The 12,585-nt window shown below is 34.3% G+C and carries 10 protein-coding genes; 9 read left to right on the forward strand and 1 reads right to left on the reverse strand.

The window, feature by feature from the left end:
* Positions 1–227 precede the first annotated feature (227 nt).
* The gene (locus ORQ98_RS23980) at positions 228–1,595 is read right to left on the reverse strand and encodes a sigma-54-dependent transcriptional regulator (protein WP_274691351.1); all 1,368 of its coding nucleotides are present in this window, start codon (positions 1,593–1,595) and stop codon (positions 228–230) included.
* A gap of 791 nt (positions 1,596–2,386) precedes the next feature.
* On the opposite strand from ORQ98_RS23980, the gene ORQ98_RS23985 reads away from it, so the two are divergent.
* The 9 genes from ORQ98_RS23985 (at position 2,387) to ORQ98_RS24025 (ending at position 12,577) form a co-directional block, all read left to right on the forward strand.
* Complete coding sequence (locus ORQ98_RS23985) at positions 2,387–2,548, forward strand: hypothetical protein (RefSeq protein ID WP_274691352.1); 162 nt, start codon at positions 2,387–2,389, stop codon at positions 2,546–2,548.
* A 216-nt stretch (positions 2,549–2,764) separates the two neighbouring features.
* Positions 2,765–3,646, forward strand: coding sequence for a DUF6624 domain-containing protein (locus ORQ98_RS23990; RefSeq protein WP_274691353.1), 882 nt, complete (start codon positions 2,765–2,767; stop codon positions 3,644–3,646).
* On the forward strand, positions 3,643–4,653 hold the full coding sequence (gene gwsG / locus ORQ98_RS23995; RefSeq protein ID WP_274691354.1) for a grasp-with-spasm system ATP-grasp peptide maturase: 1,011 nt from the start codon (positions 3,643–3,645) through the stop codon (positions 4,651–4,653). Before ORQ98_RS23990 ends, gwsG begins: the two co-directional genes overlap by 4 nt.
* A 203-nt stretch (positions 4,654–4,856) precedes the next feature.
* Positions 4,857–5,867, forward strand: coding sequence for a grasp-with-spasm system SPASM domain peptide maturase (gene gwsS, locus ORQ98_RS24000; RefSeq protein ID WP_274691355.1), 1,011 nt, complete (start codon positions 4,857–4,859; stop codon positions 5,865–5,867).
* 17 nt (positions 5,868–5,884) lie between these two features.
* Positions 5,885–7,117: an HlyD family secretion protein gene (locus ORQ98_RS24005; RefSeq protein ID WP_274691356.1), complete on the forward strand. Its 1,233-nt coding sequence runs from the start codon at positions 5,885–5,887 to the stop codon at positions 7,115–7,117.
* 18 nt (positions 7,118–7,135) lie between these two features.
* Positions 7,136–9,265 carry a peptidase domain-containing ABC transporter gene (locus ORQ98_RS24010; protein ID WP_274691357.1) on the forward strand — a complete coding sequence of 710 codons (2,130 nt, stop codon included), beginning with the start codon at positions 7,136–7,138 and terminating at the stop codon, positions 9,263–9,265.
* Between the two features lie 362 nt (positions 9,266–9,627).
* Positions 9,628–10,245 carry a 16S rRNA (guanine(966)-N(2))-methyltransferase RsmD gene (gene rsmD, locus ORQ98_RS24015; RefSeq protein ID WP_274691358.1) on the forward strand — a complete coding sequence of 206 codons (618 nt, stop codon included), beginning with the start codon at positions 9,628–9,630 and terminating at the stop codon, positions 10,243–10,245.
* 8 nt (positions 10,246–10,253) lie between these two features.
* On the forward strand, positions 10,254–11,591 hold the full coding sequence (locus ORQ98_RS24020) for a YdgA family protein (protein WP_274691359.1): 1,338 nt from the start codon (positions 10,254–10,256) through the stop codon (positions 11,589–11,591).
* Positions 11,591–12,577, forward strand: a complete 987-nt coding sequence (locus tag ORQ98_RS24025) for a hydrolase (RefSeq protein ID WP_274691360.1) — start codon at positions 11,591–11,593, stop codon at positions 12,575–12,577. The genes ORQ98_RS24020 and ORQ98_RS24025 overlap by 1 nt, the downstream gene beginning before the upstream one ends.
* Positions 12,578–12,585: the final 8 nt, after the last annotated feature.

The following is a 12,585-nucleotide window of genomic DNA, read 5'->3' on the forward strand; positions in this document are numbered from 1 at the left end:
TTTAAACTCAGGCCTTTTTGAAATTGAACTTTGTTGATAGCCATTATTTATACCTTCTCAATCAAGTTGCCATACTGCTCAAATATACAGCAGCTAATGGCTTAGGTATAGTGATAATTAGGATACCTTTTGTCCTTCCATTTATCGTTTTACGACAACTCATACAACACTTTTAAACTAAACTTCTGCTATTCATGAAAAGACCAGTCTATACTCACTTATCAGATTCATAAAGCATACTTATCTAGTCGTCGATACAGTGCAGCACGTGACAACCCCAATTCTCTTGCTGCATGAGTAATATTGCCTGTGTATTTTCGTAAAGCGACCTCTATAGTATGTTTTTCAATATCATTTAGGTTTAATGTATCAAGAGTACTTGTCATATTATTTTCTGTGAGTAAAGGAAAGTCATTAATTGACAACTGTGAACTTTCACTTAATATAACAGCTCTTTCAATACTATGTTGTAATTCTCTAATATTGCCAGGCCATGAAAAGCTTTGTAATGCTTGAATGGTTTCTGAGGAAATAGTCAGTGTTGGGCGATGATATTTTTTTGTATATGTTTTTAAATAGTGATCAATTATTAAAGGAATATCCTCTGGGCGCTCTCTCAAGGGTGGAAGCGCTATTTCAACTGTATTGATTCGATAAAGTAAATCTTGACGAAAATTAGCTTGGTCGAACAATAAATTTTTCGACAAATTTGTTGCCGCCACTATACGAATATTCACAGGAACTGCCTGATTACTACCAATTGGAGTAATTTCGCGTAACTCTATTACATTGAGTATTTTTGCTTGAAAATGTGTTGGTAAGTTACCGATTTCATCTAAAAATAGCGTTCCACCATCAGCTTCTTGGATACGCCCTATTCTATTTTGAGCTGCACCTGTAAAAGCACCTTTTTGATACCCAAATAACTCAGCTTCAAATAAGCTGTCAGGTATTGCCCCCAAATCAACTGAAATGAAAGGAGCAGTGTTCCGATGCGAGTAACGATGAATCTCTCTGGCAATTACACCTTTACCTGTACCATTTTCACCCAAAATCAGTATATTGGCATCTGTTGGAGCTGCTAAGTGTATTGTATGTACAATTTTTTTTAATGACTGAGACTGGCCAATTATTTTTTGATCAAACCTTTTATTAGCTATTGATGAAAAAAAAGATTTTGCTTTAAGCGATTCATTCTTAACCAATTGTGTCGCTCGATATGCATCACCTATAACTGACTGTAGTTTATCCACTTTCCATGGTTTAATAATAAGGTCTACTGCACCATTCTTAAATGCTTGTATTGCTATATCTACTTCATTATTATCTGTCATCATTACCACAGCTGTCTTCTGACTAACTGACTTAATATATGAAAGCCAATAAAACCCGTGTAGACCAACGTTTTTTCTTTCAGAACAACTCATATCAAGCAGAACCACATCATAAGCAGTCTTCTCAAGCAGAAAAGGTATTTGACTTGGGTTACTACAGGCTTTCACATGGCTAAACATGCCCTTCAATAACCGTGTTATAGAAGCAAGCACTCCCTCATCACTGTCAACAATCAGTATCTTAGACTCCTTCTGGCTCATACTTAATACCAACTTACTCCATGCACTCAAATACTTTGTCTGTCTTATGCAAAGTTATAGGTACAAATCTTTCATTCAAAGCAATGCGAGGCAAATGAACAAAAAATCACCTACTTAAAAGTAATAACTATAACAAATCTTAAAACATATTTATTATATTTTTTAATACAACTAAAGTAGTACACCAACCCAAAATTATATACCCAATGCGAAGGGTTTTTAGGTGAGGCCATCAAGTGACGAAGCCTCATGAGCCTATATTAATAGGTGATTGGGGTGACAGTTAAATGCTCCATGCCTTAACTGCATTCACACCATCCGTGGTGATTAGGAATGAAAATAACAAAACCTAAAAATGATTCGCGACGGGTATAACACCACACTATTAACAAACAAAAAACATACCCACTGATTGGCTATAATTTGCTATACAACTTAAGTATAATAAATTTGCTTTATCTAAATAATACTTGCAAGCACACCTTTGTTCACAAGCAACCACCTTTTGTTCAAAAACGCACAATAAAAACTAATAGATAACATATAATAATTTCTGAAACATCTATTTATAAACTAAATCGTTTTTTGGCATAAGAGTTGCTGCTATAAATTACTTAGACAAGTATATTTAGCTTTACAGCCTATAATTTACTCATTTTATGAACATATATTTTTTGTCAAAATTTTTTTCAAAATAAAAAGTATTGCATCACAATATTATTTTAATTACTATCCAAAAGGTCGACACCGATCTCATGAGAATCATATCTTAGTATAAAAGGAAAGTTATCATGAATAATTTAAAAAACACTGAAAATACAAATGAAGAAGTAAGATCTTTAACTGAAGAAGAAGTTTTGTTAGCAAGCGGCGGTGCTTGTCGTACAGAACTTAAAGTCACTTATAGAGGTGGCGAGAAAGACGCTGAAGCTGTATTAGTTTGTGATTTCTAATCTATAGCTAATACTATAAAAAATATTCGGCAGATTATATCTGTCGAATATGAATCTATACCTGATATAGCTCAATAAATAGTCATGCAATCCTACAAAATACTTTGTATATTTTTGTTACTAACATTAATAACAGCATGCAACGTTAGTAGAGTACTACCATCTAATAATAACCTGCCTACATTTACTAATCTTTATAATGATCTTTGGTACTATTTGGTTACAAATACAGCCAGCAAGGATATAAATATTGACAGTTATAAAAATAGCTTTCTAACCAGTATTCTCCGCCTTGATTGTAACAAAAGCTATAAGTTAAGTAACAAAGAAATGTTATCATTGGCAAGCATTATAGAAATAATTGATACAAATACATTAACAATTGCAAAAAATAAAATATACAACTGCTATAAATCTAATGATATAGAAGGTTATATATACGCCCAAGTTATTGATAAAATAACTTTACATAAAAGTAACAAGCAAGTATATGGATCTCAGGTAAACAACAAAAACTGGACTTATAAAAGTCTTTACACAATATCAAATAACACAAATATAGACCAAAAAAGATCAGAACTAGGTTTGGTTAGTTTATCAATAGTCAACAAAATTATTAATTTAGAAAACAAAGACCAACAACTTAGAAAAGCATATATAAGTGAAAAAAACAAATACAAAAGAAAAAATATATCGCTAAAAATGAACTTTACTGGTGTAGAATCAGAGGAATTCATACTTAAAATCACTAAAGAGTATGGCTTACTTACACCTAGTATGTTAGGGTTTGATGCTTACAATAGCTATTTTACACTTATTCAACATTTATCAAAAAAAAGCTTCTTAATTCTGCACCCATATATTTTAGATGCATACAAATCAGATAAAATATCGCCAAATCATTACGCTTTATATATAGACAGATATAATGTATACAATGGTTTCAAACAAAAATTTGGCACTCAGTACAATAGTAGAGGCGACCTATTACCTGTTGAAAATAAAGCTATATTACCAATTTTAAGAAAAAAAATGCACCTTTATCCTTTTGATATTACTGGCAAGTCTTACAATAAGCTATACAAAGAAAAAATATGATTATTATAGTTAGTAATGGAAAAGCTGAAAATGAAACTGAGGAGGTTTTAGAATGGCTTTCATATATGGGAGAAGATGTTAACCGTATTAATGGCACATTGACGCTAGAATCTAACCTTGAAATAGAGTTAGCAAATAACACACCACCAGTCAAGATCAGTATTGATAATAGAAACTGTGATTTAAGTAATATTAAGTCAATATGGTTTAGACGATGGAATCCTACTAACTTAATTAAGAAGTCAATTAATAATGAAGATCATACTCTGAAAAGAAACCAGTTAACTCTTAACAATCATGTAAAACATTTTATTGAGAGTGAACACAGTACACTGCGAAATTTTTTATTTACAGTTCTCAAGCAAAATGCTAACAAGGTGGTTGACCATGTTGATGTTAAACATATAAATAGAATCAGTGTACAGTTACTTGCTATTTCAATTGGTTTAAAAACCCCAAAAACGTTAATCTGTAATAGTAAAAACGACCTATACAATTTCATAAATAAAAATAATAGCACTATTATTAAAGCCATGGGTGAAACATTTACTTGTTATCTGGAAAATGAAGAAATATTGATTAGCTCATATACAACCAGATTAACACAAAAGTTAATAGCTCACTTTGAGGAAAAAATATTTCCTGTTCTTGCTCAAGAGGAAGTAGAAAAAGAGTTTGAAATAAGAACTTTTTTCTTAAACAACAAGTGTTATTCAATGGCTATATTTTCACAAGAAAATACAGCGTCTATAGTAGACTTTAGGGCATATTCAGGTAATGAAGTACCTTATCGAATGGTTCCCTATAAATTAGATGAAGATATAGAGAATAAGATCAACATTCTGATGAAAAATTTAAACCTATCCACAGGCTCTTTAGACTTTATTAAAACTCGAAATAACGATTTAGTATTTTTAGAAGTCAATCCAGTTGGAAAGTTTGGTATGGTATCTAAACCTTGTAACTATTTTTTAGAAAAAAAACTAGCTCAATATTTAGCAGAATAATAAATAATGAAAACAAAAATTAATCTTGACAATTTAAGTAAATTACCTATTTTATTTTCGACAGTTCAACAATCTAAGCTTAGGTTAAAAAATAGTAATATATACTCTTCATTTTACCAGGCAGAAGAATTCAATGCCCCAAACTTTTATAAGCTGACCTGCTTAGTATATACAGACTACGATCGATATTAAGGTTAACGCTTGTGAATGATTCCACTGTTCAAAATTTTCTAACTCTGTTTTCATGCTGTAAAGTAGTTAAAGGCTATAATCGTAGTACAATTCTAGACTTGCAAACACAAAAAATATATATAATACCAAACTCACTTGGTGAATTTATTAATAAATGTAAAAATTCACCCTATGAAGAAGTATTAAATTGCTACAATAAAGAGGATAAAAAAACAATCAAAAGCTATATTGACTACTTGACTAACAATAATTTTTGTTTCTTTACTGAAACACCAGATAAATTCCCAGATATTAGCACAGAATGGGATCATCCATCCAAAATAACCAATGCGATTATTGATATTAGTAGTCATGTCCATGATTTTTTGTATTTAAATAAACAGTTATCTAAACTAGGTTGCTATAGTGTAGAAATTCGTGTTTTTAATAAGCATGACTTTAGTGTTTATGAAAAAATTATAGCTGGTTTCAATAACTCTAGAATCAAGCAAATTATATTGCATATTCCATATCAAGTTAATCTAGCCTCATCTGAAATTTTTGATCCGCTATTCTTTAATCAAAGACTAAAAGCCATATATGTTCACTCTCTAACCAAAAATATTGCAGAATACTCTAAAAACAGTGTTATCTATAAGCATGAAAAGCTTATCGATGCATCTTGTTGTGGAAAGATTTCAAGAAATAATTTTCTTGCCAATATTGATTTTTATACCGAGTCTATAAATCACAATAACTGTTTAAATAGAAAAATAAGCATTGATGCAGATGGCAATATCAAAAATTGTCCGGCAATGAAAGCTAGCTTTGGCTATTACAAAAAGTATGACTTCAACGATATCATATCAACAGATAAGTTTCAGAGTAATTGGGATACTACAAAGGATAAAATAAGTGCATGTGCAGATTGTGAGTTTAGATACAGCTGCCTAAACTGCCAAATAATAACTTCAGATAAAAATAATATGTATTCAAAACCAAAACATTGTGGATATGACCCATATACTTCAACTTGGCGCTAACAGTAGTTGCTATTAACATGAATGACAAGACTAAGAACCTTTTCAGGAAAGAAGTTTTAGAGCACAGGTCAAATAATTTTGGTAATATAATAATAATAAGACCTATTTCATTTACTTTTTTTATTGCAGGTATAACGTTTATTGTTTTACTTGCGCTCATATATTTATACTTTGGTAGTTATAACCGAATAGAACATGTTCAGGGTGTTCTTAAAACAGTTACAGGGTTAAGTGAAATATATGGTAGTGAGCAAGGCTTTATTAATAAAGTATATATTAGTGAAGGTGAGTACATTGAAGCAGGTGAATATCTTTATAGTATTAAAACAGGTAGACAAAGCAGTAATGGTGATGTAGATCAAATAGCTGCTAGCAGTATCAAGAAAAATTTAGACGTTATAAATGAACAGATAAGTATATTAAAAACCAAGCATAAAAATGAAAAGGTAAAATTAAACGTTAATCGAAAAGAGTTAAAAAATGACGTAATTCACTTAAAAAACAAACTAAAACTTGAAGAAAAAAAATACTCTTTATCTAAGCAAAAACTAGACTCATACCAAGTGCTTTACCAAAAGGGATTAGTATCAAAAATCAAGCTCAATGATATGAGTCGTGAAATTATTCAGCACGAAATAACAATTGATTCAATAAAATCTAAACTTTATAGTAAAAACTTAAAACTAAACCAATATGCAACATACATATCAGACCTAGTAGTTAGCCACAATCTTGAGGTTAACAAATTAAAAGAAAAGTATATTAGCCTGGAAAAAGAATTAATAGGTGTTGAGTCAAAGTCGTCTTATATAGTTAAAGCACCGATTTCTGGTCTTGTTTCTACTCCTGTATTAAAAGTTGGTGAGTCAGTACAAACTGAATACCCTATATTAACTATCCTACCAGATGATTTAACTTTAGAAGCTGAGTTATATATTCCTAGTCGTGCAATTGGTTTTGTCACAGTAGGACAAACTGTAATGCTTAAGTATGCTTCTTATCCATATCAAAAGTTTGGTATGTCAAAGGGTAAAATTAGCAAAGTTTCAAAAAATATTATTCATCCAGAAAATCTCAAGTATTCATCATCAGTAAAAGAGCCGGTGTATCGAGTATTTGTTAAGCTTAACAGCCAATTTGTTTCTGCCTTTGATAAACAGTACCCTTTGCAGGTTGGAATGTCTCTAGTAGCAGATATTATTGGTGAACCAAGATCCTTATTGGAATGGATTTTCTCCCCTTTGTCGTAAATAAGACTCCATATTAATATGTCTAATGTAATCAATTTATTAAACTTCAAAAATAAGAATACTTTACCAGTTTTGTATCAAACTGAAACAGCTGAGTGTGGATTAATATGCTTAGCAATGATTCTTAATTACTATGGGCATAAAATAGATATCAATTCTTTAAGGGAAAAATATTCTGTTAGCCAACATGGTGCTAACCTTGCCCATATTTCACAGATGGCAAACAAGCTTAAGTTTACTACTAGACCTGTTAGAGTTGAGCTTGAGCATGCCAATAAATTAAAGTTACCATGTATCGTTCATTGGAACTTAAATCACTATGTAGTACTTTGTACTATTAATAAGAAATATGCCATTGTGCACGACCCTGCATATGGAAAACGAAAAATTACTATTGGTGAATTTTCTAAGTCCTTCACAGGTGTTGCTTTAGAGATTACTCCCAACGCTGAGTTCACCCAAAAAAATGAATCTATACAATATAAAATATCCATCTTATGGGGTAATATAGAAGGACTTAAACGAAGTTTATTTCAAGTATTTTTGCTTTCAGTTTTTATTCAACTTTTCTTTATTGTACTGCCTTACTTTTTACAGCTATCCATCGATAAAGTTTTGGTGACGAATGATAAGAACCTGTTAACTGTCTTGGGTATTGGTTTTTTATTTCTCATACTAATCAAAGCCGCTACCACAGCATTTAGAAGCTGGGTAATAATATACTTACGTAGTATTTTAGGCGTTCAGTTAGTATCCAACTTATTAAACCATATGCTTAGATTACCTTTAATTTGGTTTGAAAAGCGTCATATGGGGGATATTGTTTCTCGCTTTGGCTCACTTGATAAGATAAAACAAATATTAAGCTCAACCTTTATCGAAAGCCTTGTCGATGGCATTATCTCATTAACCACATTAGTTTTAATGTTTTTATATAGTAGTGTGCTTGGCTTTATTGCCCTGCTTGCCATCCTCCTTTATGCAAGTTATAGATTTTTTATTTACCATAAGTTACGTAGCTGTAATGAGGAAAGAATTCGCTTATCAGCCAAAGAAAACTCTATTTTTATGGAGTCTGTTAGAGCTATACAGCCTGTTAAAATTTTTCGCAAAGAGAATACTCGAGTAGAACAGTGGCAAACTTGCTATGCTGATGTTGTTAATGCCGAAGTGAAATTGGGCAAACTTGAAATATCCTACAACCTTCTTCTTGACTCAATAAAAGGTTTTGAGTATATAGCCATTATCTGGGTAGGCGTGCTATCAATCATAAATGGTAACCTCACCATAGGTATGCTCTATGCATTTTTAGCGTATCGTCAACAGTTTTCAGATAGTACACAAAAGTTTATTGATCAAATCATTGAATACAGACTATTAGAGTTACACCTAACAAGAATTGGTGACATTGCTCTTGCAAAAGAAGAAAAACATCTTGATGGTTATAGCAAGTCCCCTACCAGTAAAAATGTAATACTTGAGTTAAACGATGTTTGGTTCCGCTACAGCAGCAATGATCCTTATATATTAAAAAATATCAACTTAAAAGTTTTTGCTGGTGAGCGAATTGCTATTGTTGCTCCTTCTGGATTTGGCAAAACAACTCTATTAAAGATAATGATGGGTTTAATAGAGCCAACGGCTGGTAGCGTACACTGGTATGGCGAAGACATTCGCCATGTTGGGTTGCTGAATTACAGAAATAACATTTCAGCTGTTATGCAGGATGATAAATTATTATCAGGCACCATTGGCGATAATATTTGTTTTTTTTCATCACAACCAGATGCAAAACTAATGCATGAGTGTGCTGAGTCTGCCAGTATCTTACAAGATATTTCAAAGCTGCCCATGGGTTTTAAAAGTTTGGTAGGTGATATGGGAACAAGTCTATCAGGCGGACAAATTCAAAGACTGTTACTTGCCAGGGCCTTATACCAACAACCAGAAATATTGTTTTTAGATGAAGCCACCAGTCACCTTGATATTAATACTGAAGCGAATGTCAATAATGCCTTAAAGAGCCTTAATGTGACACGTATATTTATAGCCCACCGTAAAGAGTCTATAGCACTAGCAGACAGGGTTATCGATTTACGGGACTTAGCAGAAAGCTCAAATAATAGCGCAATACCAATACCCTCATGATAGTAAATGCTAGTAATCCATGTATAAAACCTTATCCATGGACCATTAGTGAGAACTACTAATTAATTAGCTGTCAGATAACAACGCAAATTATCAACGTTATCTGACACTTACAGAGCAGCTATTAGGGCCCTCTAATAATTGTTTGCTATCTCTGGCCGTCTTGTTCAAGACCCCGTCAGCTTGCGCAGAGGCTATAAACAATTATTAGAGGTGCCCTTTAGTCTGCAATATTACAAAGATTTATTGCCTAACAAACATCCATACATATTTGAACATTTATCAATCAATCCTCTCCTTTTTGCCAACAACTGTATAAATCAGGTACAGTTAGTTTGCTTTTGGACTTTTACTAATACTCAATGAAATCACCCCGCTCGAAATCTCGTCATACTCGTAACAAAAAGACGACCAACTACTTACGTATCATTGGTGGTCAATGGCGTAGTCGTAAGCTGGCTATTCCTGACTTGCCTGGGCTACGGCCTACCACAGACCGGGTCCGTGAAACCCTTTTCAACTGGTTAATGCAGGCTATTCCTGGTGCAAACTGCTTAGACGCTTACAGCGGCACAGGTGCGCTTGGATTAGAAGCATTATCCCGCGGAGCAAAATTTGTTCAATTTATTGAAACCTCACCTGCTGCAGCTCAACAGCTAAGTCAGCATTTATCCCAATTGCAGGTCTCTAGAGATGATGCGAATATAACCAATACTGATGCGGTGATGTGGCTTAGTCAACCTGGCAACCAGCAGTTTGATGTAGTATTTCTTGATCCCCCTTTTCATCAGGGCCTACTTAACCAAACCTGCCAATTGCTTGAAACAGGTGACTGGCTTGCTGCTGATGCTTATATCTATGTGGAAGCTGAGCAAGACTTAACTACACTTCAAGTGCCGGCCTGTTGGCAGATTCACCGTCAGAAGCAAGCAGGACAAGTATGCTTTTACTTGTTTAAGAGACACTTAACAGAGAGTTGAAGGACTTTATGAAAAAAGTTGTAGGCTTAGGCATTGTGGCCGTCGCGGTTGCAGGTGCACCTTACCTCACAGGAACCTTGGCAGAAAAGCATTTCAAAGCGGAAATGGAGCATTTACAAAGTTCTTCCACTCTGCAGTCTGTGCCATTTGATTTAAAAATTGATGTTGACTATCAACGCGGATGGTTTACATCAACTGCCGTAAATACTGTAATAGTAAAGCTGGCAGACCAAGAACCTTTCACTTTTCAAGTAAATAACCATATCAGCCATGGCCCTATTTTGCTAAAAGGTCCAAACACCTTTGGTTTGGCAGCTATTGATAGTAAGGTTCCCTTTTCTGCCGAGCAGCAAGCTAATATCGCCAAAATCTGGAAAGACAACAAGAATCCAGTTCAAATCCAAAGCCACATAGGCTTTACTGGCAATTCTACTATCGAGGCTTCAGTTGCTGGCTTTACTTTAGAAGAAGTAGAAGGGAAGCCTTCTGATTCAGTAACATTTCAACCAGCACAAATGACGCTTTCCCTATCTAATAACATGACGCAGCTTGCTGCTGATTTTAGCTGGGATGGCTTACAAATTAATTCCAGTGACATGAACATGTTTATTGGCAAAGTGACTGGTCACTCGAAAAAGCAACTGTTACTTGAAGACTTATGGCTAGGTGATGATGAAATCCAGTTAAGTGCATTTACCATAAACTCAAATAAATCTACTCTCAGCCCTCTTGGTCAAGCACCATCCAATATCACCTTTGAAGGCTTTACTGTAACTGCTCATTCTGAAGCTGATAGTAACAAAATGATCAAAGCTGATACGACGCTTGCAGCTCAAAAAGTCGTTGCTGAAAACAAGCCTGTTGCAAATGATATTAAGCTAACCATTGCTTTAGAAAACTTGCCCGCAGAAGCAGTACAGTCAATCACCAAAAAGCTTACTGATTTTCAAAAACAAGCAATGCAAAGTGGTACAGACCAACCAACATCAATGCCTGACTTTGCTGCACTGCAAGATGATTTAAACAAAATTCTGGCCGCAGGCCCTGTCATCAAAATCCCTACTTTGCAGGCAAATACCGAACAAGGCAAAATTGAGGCCAATTTAGAGGCTACTATCAAAGCTGAAAATGCAGCTATGTTGCAAAACCCATTATTACTGATGGGAGCAGTTCAAGCATCAGCGAATGTCAGTGTACCTGCTAAATTGATAGAAAATACTCCATTGGCAGCACAAGTTCCCATCTTTGTTAGTCAAGGGTATATAATTAATGAAAATGATCAATTGAAGTCTGCCATTCAATTCCAACAAGGACAGTTAACAATTAATGGCAAACCCATGCAGTAATGTTATCGAGTAGTAAATTTAAACCGGCCTGGTGGTTACCAGGCCCTCACTTACAAACCATCTGGTCGCCCTTGCTGCGACGCCCTTCAGCATTAACCAGGCAACGGGAAAGAGTTACCACAATCGATGGTGACTTCATTGACCTGGATTGGTACAGCCTACAAAAATGCCATAATCTTGCTTTAATTCTGCATGGATTAACTGGTAACTCAAGTTCACACTATGTTACAGGCTTACAACAAGCACTACATAAGATAGGCTGGGATAGTGTTGCGATGAACTTTCGTGGTTGTAGTGGTGAACCTAATTTATTACCGAGAGGCTATCATTCAGGAGACACAAACGACCTGGCATTCATTATAGATCATTTAGAGCAAAATACTCGTTACCTAAAAATAGCAGTCATTGGTTTTTCCTTAGGTGGCAATGTGCTACTCAAATGGCTAGGAGAAATACAACAGAATTGTCCGATTATTGCGGCAGTAGCCGTTTCCGTTCCCTTTCAACTAGACTTATGTGCTAAGCGAATGAACCAAGGCTTTGCCAAAGTTTATAGAAATTATTTTTTACGAGATTTAATCCATTATATTGAAATTAAAAAAAGCTCTTTTATTGCCCAAGGCGCTACAGAGCATCATAAAGCATTAAGTACGTTAGGCAATATTAAGCGCTATAAAACATTTTGGGACTTTGACCATAATGTCACTGCACCACTTCATGGGTTTAATGGTGCCGCAGACTACTATCATCGATCAAGTAGCAAGCATTATCTTTCTGATATTTACTGCCCCACTCTCGTTATACACTCATTAGATGACCCACTGATTAGCACAGCCTGTCTACCTAAAGAAGAAGATTTAAGTGAGTTTACAGAGTTTGAATTAACAACTACTGGTGGGCATGTTGGCTTTATAAGTGGAGAGCACCCCATGAGGCCTAACTATTATCTAGAGCAAAGAATCCCACAATTTCTTGGGGAGTTTTAGTTTATTAC

The organism is Spartinivicinus poritis (assembly GCF_028858535.1).
Taxonomy (GTDB): domain Bacteria; phylum Pseudomonadota; class Gammaproteobacteria; order Pseudomonadales; family Zooshikellaceae; genus Spartinivicinus; species Spartinivicinus poritis.